The 17160-nt window shown below is 55.7% G+C and carries 14 protein-coding genes; 8 read left to right on the forward strand and 6 right to left on the reverse strand.

The annotated features are described in order from the left end of the window. The first annotated feature begins 86 nt into the window (after positions 1-86). The 3 genes from LK04_RS04435 (at position 87) to ypfH (ending at position 3692) form a co-directional block, all read left to right on the forward strand. Positions 87-956: a neutral zinc metallopeptidase gene (locus LK04_RS04435; protein WP_039329762.1), complete on the forward strand. Its 870-nt coding sequence runs from the start codon at positions 87-89 to the stop codon at positions 954-956. Further along, positions 956-2923 (forward strand): tRNA(Met) cytidine acetyltransferase TmcA, encoded by a 1968-nt coding sequence (locus LK04_RS04440; RefSeq protein ID WP_039329760.1) that lies wholly within the window; start codon positions 956-958, stop codon positions 2921-2923. Before LK04_RS04435 ends, LK04_RS04440 begins: the two co-directional genes overlap by 1 nt. A gap of 73 nt (positions 2924-2996) precedes the next feature. Then, the gene (gene ypfH, locus LK04_RS04445) at positions 2997-3692 is read left to right on the forward strand and encodes an esterase (protein WP_039329758.1); all 696 of its coding nucleotides are present in this window, start codon (positions 2997-2999) and stop codon (positions 3690-3692) included. Positions 3693-3759: 67 nt separating this feature from the next. Here ypfH and LK04_RS04450 read toward each other — a convergent pair whose 3' ends face one another. Genes LK04_RS04450 through LK04_RS04460 form a run of 3 tightly spaced genes read right to left on the reverse strand, consistent with a single transcriptional unit; the run spans position 3760 to position 5461 of the window. Continuing rightward, positions 3760-3948, reverse strand: coding sequence for a YpfN family protein (locus LK04_RS04450; RefSeq protein ID WP_039329756.1), 189 nt, complete (start codon positions 3946-3948; stop codon positions 3760-3762). A 21-nt stretch (positions 3949-3969) separates the two neighbouring features. Further along, positions 3970-5097 (reverse strand): succinyl-diaminopimelate desuccinylase, encoded by a 1128-nt coding sequence (gene dapE, locus LK04_RS04455; RefSeq protein ID WP_039329754.1) that lies wholly within the window; start codon positions 5095-5097, stop codon positions 3970-3972. Position 5098: 1 nt separating this feature from the next. After that, on the reverse strand, positions 5099-5461 hold the full coding sequence (locus tag LK04_RS04460) for an ArsC family reductase (protein WP_039329752.1): 363 nt from the start codon (positions 5459-5461) through the stop codon (positions 5099-5101). A gap of 627 nt (positions 5462-6088) precedes the next feature. On the opposite strand from LK04_RS04460, the gene LK04_RS20935 reads away from it, so the two are divergent. After that, complete coding sequence (locus tag LK04_RS20935; protein ID WP_227008733.1) at positions 6089-6136, forward strand: hypothetical protein; 48 nt, start codon at positions 6089-6091, stop codon at positions 6134-6136. A gap of 96 nt (positions 6137-6232) precedes the next feature. Here LK04_RS20935 and acrD read toward each other — a convergent pair whose 3' ends face one another. The 3 genes from acrD to narQ form a co-directional block, all read right to left on the reverse strand. Next, positions 6233-9349 carry a multidrug efflux RND transporter permease AcrD gene (gene acrD, locus LK04_RS04470; protein WP_039329747.1) on the reverse strand — a complete coding sequence of 1039 codons (3117 nt, stop codon included), beginning with the start codon at positions 9347-9349 and terminating at the stop codon, positions 6233-6235. Between the two features lie 195 nt (positions 9350-9544). Further along, on the reverse strand, positions 9545-10177 hold the full coding sequence (locus LK04_RS04475) for a response regulator (protein WP_039329746.1): 633 nt from the start codon (positions 10175-10177) through the stop codon (positions 9545-9547). A gap of 42 nt (positions 10178-10219) precedes the next feature. Next, on the reverse strand, positions 10220-11908 hold the full coding sequence (gene narQ, locus LK04_RS04480) for a nitrate/nitrite two-component system sensor histidine kinase NarQ (protein ID WP_039329744.1): 1689 nt from the start codon (positions 11906-11908) through the stop codon (positions 10220-10222). Between the two features lie 243 nt (positions 11909-12151). On the opposite strand from narQ, the gene LK04_RS04485 reads away from it, so the two are divergent. The 4 genes from LK04_RS04485 to napA all read left to right on the forward strand — a co-directional run bounded on the left by LK04_RS04485 (position 12152) and on the right by napA (position 17156). Next, the gene (locus tag LK04_RS04485; protein ID WP_039329741.1) at positions 12152-12424 is read left to right on the forward strand and encodes a YdgH/BhsA/McbA-like domain containing protein; all 273 of its coding nucleotides are present in this window, start codon (positions 12152-12154) and stop codon (positions 12422-12424) included. Between the two features lie 278 nt (positions 12425-12702). Then, positions 12703-14205 (forward strand): L-asparagine permease, encoded by a 1503-nt coding sequence (gene ansP / locus LK04_RS04490; protein WP_039329739.1) that lies wholly within the window; start codon positions 12703-12705, stop codon positions 14203-14205. A 162-nt stretch (positions 14206-14367) separates the two neighbouring features. After that, entirely contained in the window at positions 14368-14673 is a 306-nt protein-coding gene (locus tag LK04_RS04495; RefSeq protein ID WP_197063312.1) for a chaperone NapD, read from the forward strand. Further along, a complete protein-coding gene (gene napA, locus LK04_RS04500) occupies positions 14670-17156 on the forward strand; it encodes a nitrate reductase catalytic subunit NapA (RefSeq protein ID WP_039329738.1) in 2487 nt (828 codons plus the stop codon). Before LK04_RS04495 ends, napA begins: the two co-directional genes overlap by 4 nt. Positions 17157-17160 lie beyond the last annotated feature (4 nt).

The raw sequence follows: 17160 nt of genomic DNA on the forward strand, positions 1-17160 counted from the left end.
AATCTCGTCACGCTTGCGCCGCAACGCTGGTGATTAGCCATGCCGCAAACTAAAATCATGCAAAACCTCTTAAACAGGAGTAGGCCATGCGCTGGCAAGGTCGTCGTGAGAGCGACAATGTAGAAGATCGCCGCAATGATTCACCCGGATTGGGCGGCGGCGGTGGGCGGCAAATCCGCATCCCGCGTGGCAAGGGCGGTATCATCCTGTTAATTGTGGTGGCCGTGGCCGGTTATTATGGTTATGACCTCACGGCGCTGCTGGAGGGGGGCGCACCCGTCTCGCAACAGCAACAGCAGCGTCCGGTGAATTCAGCACAGGATAATGAAGATGCCAAATTCACCAAGGTGATGCTGGCCACCACGGAAGATACCTGGAGCACGCTGTTCCAGAAAATGGGCAAACAGTACGTGCCGCCAAAGCTGGTGATGTACCGTAACTACACCTCCACAAATTGCGGTACCGGCCAGTCCGCGATGGGGCCGTTTTACTGCCCGGCAGACCAAACCGTCTATATCGATCTCTCATTCTACGATGACATGAAAACTAAACTCGGGGCCGGCGGTGATTTCGCCCAAGGCTATGTGATCGCGCATGAGGTGGGCCATCACATCCAGAAATTACTCGGCATTGAAGCCAAAGTGCGTCAGCTGCAGCAGGGCGCCAGCCAGGTACAGGCTAACCAACTTTCGGTGAAAATGGAGCTACAGGCCGACTGTTTTGCTGGCGTGTGGGGCCACTACGTACAGCAGCAAAATATGTTGGAAGTGGGGGATTTGCAGAAAGCGCTCAATGCGGCTGAAGCGATAGGGGATGACCGCCTCCAACAGAAAAGCCAGGGCCGCGTGGTGCCAGACAGCTTCACACACGGCACGTCGCAGCAACGCTATACGTGGTTCAAACGCGGATTTGATAGCGGCAATCCGGGTGATTGCAACACCTTCGCGACCAACTGATGCGGTTGCCTACGATCACCGACGCCATGCAGCGTGCGGGGATAAGACGTCTGTGTGTGATTGCCGGTGAAGCGGAATGGGCCATGCAGCAGACGGCTGACTGGCGCGCCGCATTATCCGGTGACTGGTTAACGCTCAGTGACAGCCAGGATGTCCCGCAGCGCGTGGCGCCCGCCGCGTTGCGCACCTTGCTGGGACGTGAATTCCTGCACGCTATTTTTGATGCGCGTGAAGGTTTCCATGCCGAAGCCTTTGCCGCGCTGGCTGGGACATTGCGGGCAGGCAGTTGGCTCTTACTGCTCACCCCCCCGTGGCAATCCTGGGCAGCCGAACCTGACGCAGACAGCCTGCGCTGGGCGGATGTGGCAGAGCCTATTGCCACGCCAAATTTTACACGCCACCTTCAGCATCTGATCCTGCAGGACCCGCAGGTGATGGTGCTGCGTCAGCATCAACCCATCCGCGAACCTGCCTGCCTGACCTTGCCCGACTGGCAATGCCAGGCCCCACAGCAGCAGGCGCAAATTCTGCAACAGTTGTTAGCCATGCCGCCGGGTGTCGCGGTGATCACTGCTGCGCGCGGACGTGGTAAATCAGCTCTGGCCGGTATGCTGGCACAGCAGCATCAACACTGTTTAGTGACTGCGCCCGCCAAAGTCTCGACCCAGGTACTGGCAGAGTTTGCCGGGGAGCATTTTCACTTTATGGCACCGGATGCGATCCTGGCAGCAGAAGATCTGCCGCAGGCGGCGTGGCTAATTGTGGATGAAGCTGCTGCGATTCCTGCGCCCGTGCTGCATCAGTTGGTACAGCGTTTTCCACGCGTGCTGCTGACCACCACCGTGCAAGGCTATGAAGGCACCGGCCGCGGATTTATGTTGCGCTTTTGCGCCACATTGCCGCAGGTACGCTATTTTCAGCTCGATGAGCCGTTACGTTGGTCTGCGAGTGATCCGCTTGAGCAATGGCTGAGTCAGGCGCTGTTGTTTGAGGATGCGGCAGAACGCACAGTCGTGGGTGAAACGACTATTTTTTCCGCGACGCCGCAAAATGCATTCCGTTCTCTTGAAGAGGGGTATCGTCTGCTGGCGAGCGCCCACTATCGCACCTCTCCCTTGGATCTGCGGCGCATGCTTGATGCACCCGGCATGCGATTCTGGCTGGCAGGACAATCCGATAGTGTCGTGGCTGCCTTATGGCTGGTGGAGGAGGGAGGATTAGACCCGCAACTTGCCGAGGCAGTATGGGCGGGATTGCGACGCCCACGCGGCAACCTGGTGGCGCAGTCGATGGCCGCGCATGCCGGTTTTACCGAGGCGGCAACCTTGCGTTCGCAGCGTATCAGCCGGATTGCGGTACAGGCAGCGCAGCGGCAGCGGGGTATCGGTCAAGCACTGGTCGAAGCGGCGCAGCAGCAGGCGCAGGGATGTGATTTTCTCTCGGTTAGCTTTGGTTATACCGAGTCACTGTGGCAGTTCTGGCGCAGCTGTGGTTTTCGCCTGGTACGAATAGGTTCACAGCGGGAAGCCAGCAGCGGCTGCTATGCCGCGATGGCGATACGCGCTTTGACGCCAGCGGGAGCAGAATTGCAGCATCAGGCTGAACAACGTCTACTGCGTGACTGGGTATGGCTCCGTGAGATGATTGATCTTCCCCTCATCTTGAGCGGTGGCGATCAAGCGTTGAATGACGATGACTGGCCGCTACTGGCGGGATTCGCCTGGGCGCAGCGCCCATTTGAGGCCAGTTATGCGGCGTTACAGCGTTTAGTGCGTGCTTTTCCGCGACCGCTTTTGCAGGCGATCCTGGTACAAAAACAAGCGCTGACTGCCGTGGCGCAGCAGGCGGGATTGAGTGGGCGTAAAGCCTTGGTGCAGCGGCTGCGTCAGGAGTCGGCAGAGGTGCTGATACTGCTGGATGCGCAGCGGGCTGAGCAGTGGCAACAGCGGCTCGCCTCATTGCAATAAATCCATTATCTCGTTCAAATTTTCCCAATATCACTTCAGCAGCAGCGGCGTATAGTGATTTGAGGAGGATCTTATGGCACTACGATATGTAATTGTTCAGCAACCCACTCAGGCCGCGCAGCTGTTCCTGCTGTATCACGGCGTGAATGACAATCCTGATTCCATGGCGCAAATCGGTAACTGGTTCGCGCAGGCATTCCCGGAAGCGTTGGTGGTGGCCGTCGGCGCACCTTATCCTGCCAGCGCGCCACAGGGGCGCCAGTGGTATCTGGAGATTCCGGCGCATGACCGTTCTGAACAGCAGGGCGTTGACGCGGTGATGCCTACGTTTATCGAGTCGGTTCGTCACTGGCAGCAGGAAAGTGGCGTTCAGCCAGCAGCGACGGCGCTGGTTGGTTTTTCACAAGGCGGCACCATGGTGCTGGAAGGCATTAAAGCACAGCCTGACCTGGCGGGCAGAGCCATCGTGTTCAGCGGCCGCTATGCCACGCTGCCGGAACGCGCCAGCTCGCGCAATACTCTGCATCTGATCCACGGTGATTACGATGAGCAAATCCCGTTGGCACATGCCGAAGCGGCAATGCAACGGCTGACGGCACTGGGTGGCGATGTGACGTTGGATGTGGTGGACGATTTGCCGCATGCGATTGACGAACGCGGTATGCAATTAGCGTTGAATCATCTGCGTTATACCGTCCCACGTCGTTATTTCGACGAGGCGCTCAGCGGAGCCAAGCCCGGCGATGATGATGTGGTGATGATGCTATAAATGATGTGTACCAAACGGTAGCGGCGCGAAAATCGCGCCGCTACGTTACTTGAAACTTGAACCGTCTTTATTTCTTTTTCGGCCAGTCGTCGTCATCGTCCCATTTATCGTTAAAGTCGCGATGTGGTGGCAGATCCGGTTTATTTTCCATGAATTTTTTATGGTCGATACGTTTTAGGTCTTTATAAACGTTCATTAAGATACCGACCATCAGCAGGATCACTAAGATCCACCAGTACTCTTTTAAGAATTCCATCCCCTTGCTCCTTTAGCGTGCTTAAGCGATCAGCTGTTCCATGATGCGCTGATACATACGGCTGAGCATCTGCAAATCTGACGCTTTCACGCACTCATTGATCTTATGAATGGTGGCATTCACCGGGCCCAGTTCCACCACCTGCGCACCCATACGCGCGATAAAGCGACCGTCTGAGGTGCCGCCGGTGGTCAGCAACTGTGGCTTGATTTCATTATAGTGTGCGACAGCGTTTACCACGGCATCGACCAGTTTTCCGCGTGAGGTCAGGAACGGCTGACCGGAAACATTCCACTCCAGCGTGTAACGCAGTTGATGGCGATCGAGCAATTCAGCAACGCGATCTTTGATCATCTGATCGGTGAGCTGGGTGCTGAAACGGAAATTGAACTGCACGAAAAATTCGCCTGGAATGACGTTGTTGCTGCCGGTGCCGGCCTGCACGTTGGCGATCTGCATGCTGGTCGGTGGGAAGAATTCGTTACCCTGATCCCACTCGGTGGCGACCAGTTCATTCAACGCTGGCATGGCACGATGCACTGGGTTATCCGCCAGATGCGGATAAGCCACGTGGCCCTGAACGCCGTGAATCGTCAGGTTAGCGGTCATCGAACCACGACGGCCATTTTTCACCACGTCACCCACAATTTCAGTACTGGAAGGTTCGCCCACCAGGCAGTAATCCATGCGTTCGTTGCGTGCCATCAGGCGTTCTACTACCTTCACCGTACCATTGACGGCGCTGGCCTCTTCGTCAGAGGTGATCAGAAATGCCAGGCGTCCTTTATGCTGTGGATTGGCAGCAACAAAACGCTCGGCCGCCACCACCATGGCTGCCAGCGAACCTTTCATATCTGCCGCGCCTCGGCCAAACAGCATGCCGTCACGAATGGACGGTTCGAAAGGCGGGCTCATCCAGCGATTGGCATCGCCCGGTGGCACGACATCGGTATGGCCGGCAAACGCCAGCGTTTCACCCTGACCGCGCGTTGCCCAGAAGTTCAGCGTATCGCCGATATGCATCTGTTCGACCGTAAAGCCAATCGCTTCGAGACGTGCAATCAGCAGCGCCTGACAACCGGCATCATCCGGGCTAAGGGATGGACGACGAATCAGCTGCTGAGCCAGCTCTATTACCGGACAGAACATGTTATGACTTCTCCTGGATAAAGGTCTGATAATTCTCTTCATTGAAGCCGAGCAGCATAGAGCCGTCTGGTGCACAGAGCAATGGACGTTTAATGATTGACGGCTGTGCCAGCATCAGCGCGGCGGCACTGGCGGCATTATTGACCGCTTCACGCTCGGCCTCCGGCAGCTTGCGCCAGGTGGTGCCACGCGTGTTCAGCAAGGCTTCATAGCCCAGTTTATCGATAAATGCCTGCAGTTGACTGGCCTCTAAGCCATCCGCGCGATAGTCATGAAAGCGGAACGCTACGCCCTGTTGCTCCAAAAAGCGTCGGGCTTTTTTAATGGTGTCGCAATTTTTAATGCCATACATGGTAAACGTCATTTGTCGGTACTCTCCGGTACGTCAGTGATTCTTGTAGTGCCGCTAAAACTTGGGGCAAGCCTGAGCAGGATTGTAACAATACCGCGTAGCTCCGAGATAGCAGGAAATCGGCATTTGAGGCTATTTCCCGCGTAACCTTTCCGTTTGTACGACTTACGATCGCGTCATCAATTTTTTGACTATTTGACCTGGAAATCACCACTTTCTGGGGCCAACCTTCGTATTTCAGTGAAATCTAAATCCAATATCTTGTGTCTTAAGTGCCTAAAACTGACTTAAGCGTTGTTTAAAGGGAGTTACGCCTCAGGCTGAGCGCTATTCGTCAGCTATGGAGGAATTAGCGCACATCTGTACGCCGAAAGCGGTTACAGTTTCCTGGGTGATAATCGAAGCGCGAATCGTAAGCCAGATCAGAATAACCTCAGGTCATGGCAATTCCGTCCAAGCGGGCTTTCTTGTTAAAGATGAGGGGGTTGCTGAAATGTGCGTCAGCCAGCAATTTGTGCAAAATGACGGCAGTTATCGGTGAAATCTACAGCAGTAAAAGGTGTAAACGTATTCACCTGCTGCATAAAGCGGCGTAGAATTGCCCTCACAATAAGAGAGGGTAGTATGATTGACACCGAAATGGGGAACTGGAAAGAATTCATCGAAGCGATGTTACGCAACAAGTAATACGCGAAGAGAAAAGCAGAGCACTCCCAACTTGCTGTAATTCTGGCCAAACTAAACGGGGCAGCGATGATTCGCTGCCCCGTTTTCATTTATGCCTTAATCGTGCGGCTTCTCTTTCAGCGGGAAGCGACGTCGCACCAGTACAAAGAACAGTGGCACAAAGAAGATTGCCAGCACCGTGGCGGAGATCATCCCGCCCATCACGCCGGTACCGACCGCGTGCTGGCTGCCGGAGCCTGCGCCACTGCTGATGGCCATCGGCAGTACGCCGAAGATAAACGCCAGGGACGTCATCAAAATCGGGCGCAGACGCTGGCGAGAAGCTTCTAACGTCGATTCAAGCAGCTCACGCCCTTTGCTGTTAATTTCATTGGCAAACTCCACAATCAAAATGGCGTTTTTTGCCGACAAGCCAATCACTGTTAACAAGCCGACCTGGAAGTAAACATCATTTTCCAGACCACGCATCCAGGTGGCAACCAACGCACCGACCACACCCAGTGGCACCACCAGCATCACCGAGAACGGAATAGACCAGCTCTCATACAGTGCGGCCAGACACAGGAACACCACCAGCAGCGAAATCGCATACAGCGCCGGGGCCTGAGAACCAGAGAGACGTTCCTGATAAGAGGCACCGGTCCATTGGAAGCCCACGCCAAGCGGCAATTGACCCACCAACTTCTCCATCACATCCATCGCCGTTCCGCTACTCACACCGTTCGCCGCTTCACCGACGATTTCCAGTGAAGAGTAACCATTGTAACGCTCCAGGCGCGGTGAACCGGTCTCCCAACGGCTGGTGGCAAAGGCAGAGAAGGGCACCATGGTGCCGCTGCTGTTACGCACGTACCATTTATTGACGTCCTCTGGCAGCATGCGGAATTCCGCTGCGGCCTGTACATAGACCTTCTTCACGCGGCCACGATCGAGGAAGTCATTGACGTAGGTCGATCCCCAGGCGGTGGTCAGCGTATCGTTGATAGTGTCGAGTGATACGCCAAGCGCCTGCGCTTTGCGCTGATCGACATCGATCTGCAACTGTGGGCTGTCATCCAGGCCGTTATGGCGCACGCGTGACAGCGAAGGGTTGCTGTCTGCCAGTTCCAGTAATTTGTCGCGCATCGCCATCAATTGGGTATGACCAATGCCGGCGTGATCCTGCAGCTCCATATCGAAACCTGACGAACTGCCCATGCCGGTAATCGCCGGTGGACTGCTGGCGATTACCCGTCCTTCTTTGATCTTGTGGAAGGCTTTGGTGGCGCGATCGATAATGGCGAACGAAGTACGATCGCTGCCTGGGCGCTCTTCCCAATCTTTCAGGCGAACAAACAGGCGCGCCACGTTCTGACCGTTACCGCCAGGACCGGCACCAATGGTCGAGAACACCGACAGCACGTTATCTTTCTCGGCGGTCATGTAGTAGTTTTCGACTTTCGCCACCACGTTGGAGGTCTGCTGTAAGGTGGCCCCCGCAGGTAACTGCACTTGCGTCAGGAACACACCACGGTCTTCCAGCGGCAGGAACGATGTCGGCAGGCGAATAAACAGAAAAGCCATCACGCCGATGATGCCGAGATAGAGCACCAGCCAGCGCCCCCCCTTCATCAGAATGCGTGCGACACCCCGCTCATAGCGCTCAGCACTGGCGTTGAAGTTGCGGTTGAACCAGCCAAAGAAGCCACGGCGACCGTGATGTTCGCCCTGTGGTAGCGGTTTGAGCAGCGTTGAGCAGAGCGCTGGCGTCAGGATCATCGCTACCAACACCGACAGCACCATCGCCGAAACGATGGTGATGGAGAACTGGCGGTAGATCGCGCCCACCGTGCCGCCGAAGAAGGCCATCGGCACAAATACTGCCGACAGCACCAGCGCAATCCCCACCAGCGCGCCCTGGATTTGCCCCATCGATTTCCGCGTCGCGGCGCGCGGGGATAGGCCTTCCTCGCTCATGATGCGCTCGACGTTCTCCACCACCACGATGGCGTCATCCACCAATAGCCCGATGGCGAGCACCATCGCGAACATGGTGAGGGTGTTAATACTGAAACCGCAGGCGTAGAGCATGGCAAAGGTGCCGAGCAGCACCACCGGCACAGCAATGGTGGGGATCAGCGTGGCGCGGAAGTTTTGCAGGAACAGATACATCACGAGGAACACCAGCAGAATCGCTTCCAGCAGGGTCTTCACCACGTCTTTGATCGAGGCTTTAACAAACGGCGTGGTTTCGAACGCCACTTTCGCTTCCAGCCCATGCGGGAAGTAGTGCGACAGCTCTTCCACACGCGCACGCACCAGCTTATCGGTGTTCATCTCGTTGGCACCAGACGCCAGCTTGATGCCCAGACCGGATGCCGGTTGACCATTGTAGCGACTGAGGAAGTCGTATTTTTCGGCACCCATGGCGATATCCGCCACATCGCCGAGCGTCACCACCGATCCGTCCGGGTTGGTTTTCAGCGTGATGGCGCGGAACTGCTCAGGTGTCTGCAACATCGACTGCGCATTTACCGTGGCGTTCAGTGCCTGCTTATCCACTGACGGTAAACCACCGACCTGGCCAACGGCCACTTGGGTGTTTTGTGACTCAATAGCAGTGACCACATCATCGGTGGTGAGTGCATAGGCAATCAGTTTGTTGGGATCGAGCCAGATACGCATCGCATATTGCGAACCGTAGGCGTCAACCTGGCCGACACCATCAATGCGGCTGAGCGGATCCTGAATGTTACTGGCGACATAATCTGCAATATCCTGTTTGTCCATACTTCCGTCGGTAGAGACAAACGCAATCATCAGGATATTGCTGTCACCGGTTTTATTCACCGTGACACCTTGCGATTGTACGGCGGCAGGCAGTTTACGCAGGGCGGTCTGTAATTGGTTCTGAACTTGCTGACGGGCTTCATCCGGATTGGTGCCAGCGGTAAAGGTGAGAGTGATTTGCGCCTGACCGGTATTACTGCTGTTTGAGGACATATACATCATGTTATCGATGCCGGTCATGTTCTGCTCGATAACCTGGGTGACGGTGTTCTCCAGCGTTTCTGCTGACGCACCGGGGTAGTTCGCCGTGATACGCACGTTAGGAGGGGCAAGGTCGGGATACTGCTCAATGGGCAGTGATATGATCGCTAATGTGCCGCACAGGCATAACAAAATAGCCAGAACCCAGGCAAAAATGGGGCGGTCGATAAAAAAATTCGACATGGAACCGACACTCCTCAGCTGCGTATTTTTACTTTTATTATGTAAAGCGTGAAGCTCGAATGGCTTCACGCCGGCGGAGTGCAAGGTGCTATCCCCAAAAACTCCTGCTGCTGCTTACTGTACGCGGCGCAAATTAGAGAATCGTGGATAAATTATGGAGAAAGTGTAAATGTCGTGCTGGATTTCTGTGCGCTGCTACACATTGCGACGCTCCAGCCACAGCACGGTGGCAGCCACGCGCGATCGCACATCCAGTTTGCGCAGCAGATTGCGGATGTGCACTTTTACTGTTTCTTCCGAAATATGCAAGGTGGCGGCAATCTCCTTATTGGATAAGCCGCGTGCCACTTCTTGCAGCACATCCATTTCTCGTTCGGTGAGCTGTTTAAACGGATCGGCGCTGTGCTGACGTGTGGCCAGATATTCTGCCACTACGTCACTAAACACATTCTCACCCTGGGCGCCACGCATGATTTGCGCCAGCAGCAGTTCCGGTTCGCTGTCCTTGAGCAAATAGCCGTCTGCCCCGGCATCGACCATGGCATAAATATCATTCCGTGCATCAGAGACGGTCAGCACCAAAATACGCGCCGCAATCCCCTCATGGCGCAGCGCTTTGAGTGTATCCAGGCCAGACATGCCTTTCATATTCAGATCGAGCAGAATGACATCCGGTAACTGGCGGCGCGCTTCAGCCAGCGCTTCGGTGCCATTATTCGCTTCGGCCACCACTTCCAGGCGCGGTTCCAGTGCCAGTAGCTGGCGAATGCCGCGACGCATCAGCGGATGATCGTCCACGATCATGATTGTCAGGGAAGGGGGTGCCATAAGTTCTCCAGTCAAAGTCCGTATTGTATTCAAAGTATCGCGCTAAGCCAGCCGATGGGTGGGGTGCGGCGGAAAACGCAGGGTGACGCGCGTGCCTTGCGCTTGCGGCGTAATCCTCAGCGTGCCGGAAAGTCGTGCTGCGCGCTCGGTCATAATCGTCAGACCATAGTGGCCTGGGGGTTCTTCCAGGCTGCGAATGCCGCAGCCATCATCATCGATGGTCAGTAGATGATCGGCTGCTGCATCACGCTGATAGTGAATCTGGATATGCTGCGCCTGTGCATGGCGAATGGCATTCAGCAGCGCCTCGCGCGCAATCTGCAACACGTGCACTTGCTGCTGGGCATCCAGGGTTTGCAGGCCCGGTTGATAATCAAATTCGATAACAGCGGAGGACTGTTCCTGAAGCGGGGCGATCATCGCTTGCATGGCCTGCACCAGGTCCGCCTGCTCAATGGTCAGTCGGAAGGTGGTCAGTAGCTCGCGCAGTTGCTGATAGGCTTCGGACAGCGCACGGTCAAAGTCAGCAATGATCGACTGGGCTTGCGGCTGTGTATCATCCACATGGCGGCGCAAGAGTGTCAGTTGGATGCGCAGGAACGAGAGCGACTGCGCCAGAGAATCATGCAGTTCGCGCGCGATGGTCGATCGCTCTTCTATTAATAGCATCTGCTGGACCTGTTTTTGCGTTTGCCAGATCCATAAAGAGCGCGCCAGCATGTTTGCCAGACTCTGCATTAATTCATCCACAGGAGGCGCGCGGCGCGTTTGCCAGCTTAGCTCGCCGATCAACTGGTCTTCCTGCTGCAACGGCAGGCGCTGCCATTCCAGATCGTCTTCCGCCACGCCCGCCTGAAAATCTATCCCATCGTGGTGGATTTTCAATACGGTGAGGGCTTCCCGCCGCTGCACCAGACGCAGCAAGCCCTGGAACAATTCGGGGTTGAGCGGGCTGCTGGTGAGCACCTGTGAACTCTCATACAGCAGCCGCAACGTTCGGTTGGCTTGGGTCAGATCTTCCGTTTTATTCCTTACCGCCAGTTCCAGCAGGCGATAGTGAGAATGCAGCCGTTCAGCCATGGTAGTAAATGCCTGGGCCAGCACACCGAGTTCGCTGGGTTGGGAAATCGGTAGCGGGGGAAAGCTGAAATTGGCCTGTTCAACATACTGGCTGGCGGTGACCAGAGAATCGAGCGGGCGCACCACGTTGCGGCGAATAAAGCGGATGGTCCAGAGCGCCAGCGCCACAATGGCAAGAAAACCAAACAGACTGCAGCCCGCCACCAGATGCATTTTCAGCTCAGCATAATGTTGCACGGCCAACACAAAACGGTCGATCTCACTCACGTAGCTGGCGACCTGCTGCTGATAAACCTGAGCACGCTCGGGGCGCAGCGTCTGTTGCAACATCGGCCAACTGTCACGCAGGTAGCGATAGCGATTCTTCACCTCCACTGGCACCCACGATCGTTCCAGATGCTGCAAGGCAGGGGAATGCAGGCTCTGCTGATAGATCATCATATGCTGGGCTAACTGCTGCGGATCACGTGAGCTATCCCATGCGAGGCGATAAATTTGCATGCGCAATGAACCGGCGACATTCACCGCTTCGGCATCACGCAGGCTGCTGGAGAGTGTGACCAGCGCCAGCCCGGTGGTCAGGAATGACAGCAGCACAATAGCGCTGAGTGCCCGCGCCATGGTGCGGGTAACAGGACGTTTTACAATCACGACAATAACCCTTTTAAGAGAGTGGGATTATAAGGCAGCCGTTGCCCTGCTGCGAGTCTGATATCGTCACATCAGGTTACTTTTAACAGAGAAATCCACTTCTCTTTACCTTTCCCTGGATTGTACGCACTTAACTGGCGAATTATTGAACGCCTTTACGACCCGCTAATCCTGATTTTCATTTCATCGCTGATAATTTGCTGCGTAATCACTTTTATTAACGGACGACAACAGGAGCAAATCATGAAGACACCCCTTGCCATTCTGACTGCTGCACTGCTTGCCACCGCAAGTTTTACCGCGTTTGCTGCGCAACCTCTCAGTGCTGAACAGGCGCAAAACCTGCAAAGCGCGGGCACCGTTTCGATTAGCGGCGTCAAAGGTTCGTTCGATGATGCAACGCGCCAGCTATCGCAAAAAGCCGAAGAGTCGGGTGCCAGCCATTACCGCGTGATTGGCGTACAAACACCGGGCGATTCCAGCCTGTGGAGCGGCACCGCAGAGATTTACCGTTAGTCCCCCTCGCAATACCTCCCTGTAGCCACCCCTTTACCGGCCATCCCCCTGGCCGGTTTTTTTGTGCACCACGACCAATTCTTACAAATCAACTCGTGCAGGCAAACGGTATTTTTTGCTTCGTTCATGCAGAACGGGTAGGATTCATCGCCGTAATTTCCCGCCTTGCCGCGCGACACCGTTCCGCCGCACCGGTAGGGGGTTTTACCCCATTTCGCACCGCCATACGCAAACGTTTGGTTGCGCGGTGATTGATGGTCAGGACAAACAGGAAAGCTATGAAATCAACTAAAAAAACCGCAGCCGAACAACGCGCTGCGAAAAGACGCTGGCTCAATTCCCACGACACCGGTTACCACAAAGCAATGGGTAACCGTCAGGTACAAATGATCGCCATCGGCGGTGCTATCGGTACCGGCTTGTTCCTTGGTGCAGGCGCTCGCTTGCAGATGGCCGGTCCTGCTTTGGCACTGGTTTATCTGGTGTGCGGTATCTTCTCCTTCTTCATTCTGCGTGCGTTGGGCGAACTGGTATTACACCGTCCTTCAAGCGGCAGCTTTGTCTCATATGCACGTGAATTCCTTGGGGAAAAAGCGTCATACGTGGCAGGCTGGATGTACTTCGTTAACTGGGCGATGACCGGTATCGTGGATATCACGGCCGTCGCGCTCTATATGCATTATTGGGGCGCGTTTGGTGATGTACCGCAATGGGTGTTTGCCCTCGGTGCGTTAGCGATTGTCGGTACCATGAACATGATCGGCGTGAAGTGGTTCGCCGAAATGGAGTTCTGGTTTGCCCTGGTGAAAGTGTTGGCGATCGTGGTGTTCCTGATCGTCGGTGTGGTGTTCCTTGGCAGCGGTAAACCGCTGGATGGCAACACCACCGGCTTCCACCTGATAACCGATAACGGCGGCTTCTTCCCACATGGCTTGCTGCCAGCGCTGGTCTTGGTGCAAGGGGTGGTGTTTGCCTTCGCGTCTATCGAGTTAGTCGGTACAGCGGCGGGAGAGTGTAAAGACCCGAAAACCATGCTGCCAAAAGCCATCAACAGCGTGATCTGGCGTATCGGCCTGTTCTACGTGGGTTCAGTGGTGCTGCTGGTGCTGTTGCTACCGTGGAATGCTTATCAGGCGGGCCAGAGTCCGTTTGTCACCTTCTTCTCGAAGCTGGGCGTGCCTTACATCGGTAGCGTGATGAATATCGTGGTGCTGAGTGCTGCACTGTCGAGCCTCAACTCGGGTCTCTACTCCACCGGCCGTATTCTGCGTTCTATGTCGATGGGCGGTTCTGCACCGCAGTTCATGTCGAAGATGAGCAAACAGCAGGTGCCGTTTGCCGGCATTCTGGTCACTATCGCGGTCTATGTGATCGGTGTGGTGCTCAACTACTATGTGCCTTCGCAGGTGTTTGAAATCGTACTGAACGTGGCATCGCTGGGTATCATCTCCTCTTGGGGCTTCATCGTGGTGTGCCAGATGCGTCTGCGCAAAGCGATTAAAGAGGGCAAAGCGGAAGATGTCAGCTTTAAGCTGCCGTGGGCACCGGTGACCTCATGGTTAACGCTGTTGTTCCTGGTGAGCGTGCTGGTGTTAATGGCGTTTGACTACCCGAACGGTACTTACACCATCGCTTCAATCCCATTGATTGCGGTGATTCTGGTGCTGGGTTGGTTTGGCGTACGCAAACGCGTGCATGCTGAAGCCATGAAAGAGCATGACCATCACCATGACGATCAGGATGATGCGGCACCGACGTTGGCGGAAGACCGCTCGCGTTAATCGCAGTCATTCTCATCTCCGGGGGCCATTTGGCCCCCGTTTTTATTCCATCACGCCTTCCCTTGATCCCACTCCGGTATTTACACCTTTCGGGTGATATAGCCCTAACATGCGTCAGGTTATTTTACGCGCCATCTCTCATGGACTCATTGAGGTGAGCGCATGGCGCTATCGTCCCCTGAGCACGCTATTTCTCATGAAAACAGCTGGCATGTCTGTGGTTTGGTCATCCAGGCGCAACCCCACGCTATTGCAGCCGTCAAACAGGCTTTGCTGGCTCTCCCGGACAGCGAAATTGCTGCCGAAGACAACGCCCGTGGCACCTTAGCGGTCACGCTGGGTGCCGCCGATAGCCGCACCTTGCTTAGCCATATTGAATCCACCCGAAATATTCCCCAGGTACTGGCCGTGTCACTGGTTTATCACCAGCAGGACGAAGCGGAACATCGTCACAAGGAAGAAGCATGAAACTCAGTCGTCGTGAATTTATGAAAGCTAATGCCGCCGCCGCAGCGGCCATGGCGGCCGGACTCACTATTCCCAGCGTGACGAAAGCCGTTACCGCCTTAGCCGCGCCGATTCGTTGGGAAAAAGCCCCTTGCCGTTTCTGTGGCACCGGCTGTGGTGTGCTGGTGGGGACGCAGGATGGCCGTGTCGTTGCCTCGCAGGGTGATCCCCAGGCGGAAGTGAACCGAGGTTTGAACTGCATTAAAGGCTACTTCCTGCCGAAGATCATGTACGGAAAAGATCGTCTGACACAGCCGCTGCTGCGTATGACCGACGGTAAATATGACAAGGAAGGCGAGTTCACGCCGGTAAGCTGGGACCAGGCGTTCGACGTGATGGAGCAGAAGTTTAAAGCCGCGCTGAAAGCCAATGGACCGGAGTCTGTCGGCATGTTCGGTTCCGGCCAGTGGACGGTGTGGGAGGGCTATGCGGCGTCAAAGCTGATGAAAGCCGGGTTCCGCACCAACAACCTCGATCCTAATGCGCGTCACTGCATGGCTTCGGCGGTGGTGGGCTTTATGCGCACCTTCGGCATGGATGAACCCATGGGCTGCTACGATGATATCGAAGTGGCGGATGCGTTTGTGCTGTGGGGCTCTAACATGGCCGAGATGCACCCGATTCTCTGGTCACGCCTGACCGCCCGCCGTCTCAGCAACGATAACGTTAAAGTGGCGGTGCTCTCGACTTATCGTCATCGCAGCTTTGAGCTGGCGGATAACGGCATGGTGTTCACGCCACAAAGCGACCTGGCAATCCTCAACTTCATCGCCAACTACATCATTCAGAACAACAAGGTCGATAAAACCTTCCTGCAAAACCACGTGACGCTGCGCAAGGGCGTGACGGATATCGGCTATGGTCTGCGTCCCAGCGATCCGCGTCAGGCAGCGGCAAAAAATCCCGACAGTGGTGAGTCGACGCCGATTAGCTTTGATGAGTACGCGAAGTTCGTTTCCGAGTACACAGTAGAAAAAGCCAGCGAAATGAGCGGCGTGGAACACGATCAGCTGATTGCGCTGGCTGAGCTCTATGCCGATCCCAATATCAACGTGGTCTCTTACTGGACCATGGGCTTCAACCAGCACACCCGCGGTGTGTGGGCAAACAACCTCTGCTACAACATCCACTTGCTGACCGGCAAAATTTCGCGCCCCGGCACCGGACCATTTTCGCTTACCGGGCAACCCTCTGCCTGCGGCACGGCGCGGGAAGTTGGTACGTTTTCGCACCGCCTGCCAGCCGATATGGTGGTGAATAATGATAAACATCGAGCAACGGCTGAAAAACTGTGGAAGCTGCCGCAAGGCACGATTCCCGCCAAAATTGGTTTGCACGCTGTGGCGCAAGATCGTGCCCTCAAGGATGGCAAGCTGAATGCATACTGGGTGATGTGTAACAACAACATGCAGGCCGGTCCCAACCTGACCCAGGAGCGTATGCCGGGCTGGCGTGATGCGCGCAATTTTGTCGTGGTCTCCGATCCTTATCCCACCGTGAGTGCGTTATGCGCAGACTTGATTCTGCCAACGGCGATGTGGGTGGAAAAAGAGGGGGCTTACGGCAATGCCGAGCGCCGTACTCAGTTCTGGCATCAGCAGGTGAAAGCGCCGGGTGAGGCGAAATCAGACCTGTGGCAGATGGTGAACTTTGCTAAGCGCTTCCGCGTCACTGAGGTGTGGCCCGAAGCGCTGATCGCCCAGAACCCTGAACTACGCGACAAAACGCTGTTCGATGTGCTCTATGCCAACGGTCAGGTGAACCAGTTCCCGCTCAGTGAAGTGGCTGACGACCAACTGAACGATGAAGCGCGAGAATTTGGCTTTTACATCCAGAAAGGGCTGTTTGAAGAGTACGCCAGTTTTGGACGTGGTCACGGTCACGATCTGGCGCCGTTCGATATGTACCACGAGGCGCGCGGATTGCGTTGGCCGGTGGTCGACGGCAAAGAGACGCGCTGGCGCTACCGCGAAGGTTTCGACAGCTACGTCAAAGCCGGTGAAGGGGTGCGTTTCTACGGCAAGCCCGATGGCAAAGCCACGATCTTCGCACTGCCTTATGAACCACCTGCCGAAGCGCCGGATGCGGAGTACGACATGTGGTTCTGCACTGGTCGTGTGCTGGAACACTGGCACACCGGCACCATGACGCGCCGCGTCCCCGAGTTGCATCGTGCCGTGCCGCAGGCGCTGCTCTATATCCATCCTCTTGATGCCAAAGGACGTGGTTTCCGCCGCGGTGAAAAGGTGCGCGTGGTGTCACGACGAGGCGAAACCGTGGCCACTGTTGAAACGCGCGGACGCAATCAGCCGCCACAAGGGCTGGTATTTATGCCGTTCTTCGATGCGGGCGTGCTGGCCAATAACGTCACGTTAGATGCCACCGATCCGCTGTCGAAGCAGACCGATTATAAGAAGTGCGCCGTCAAGCTGGTTAAAATTTAAGGCA

The organism is Pantoea vagans (assembly GCF_001506165.1).
Taxonomy (GTDB): Bacteria; Pseudomonadota; Gammaproteobacteria; order Enterobacterales; family Enterobacteriaceae; genus Pantoea; species Pantoea vagans_C.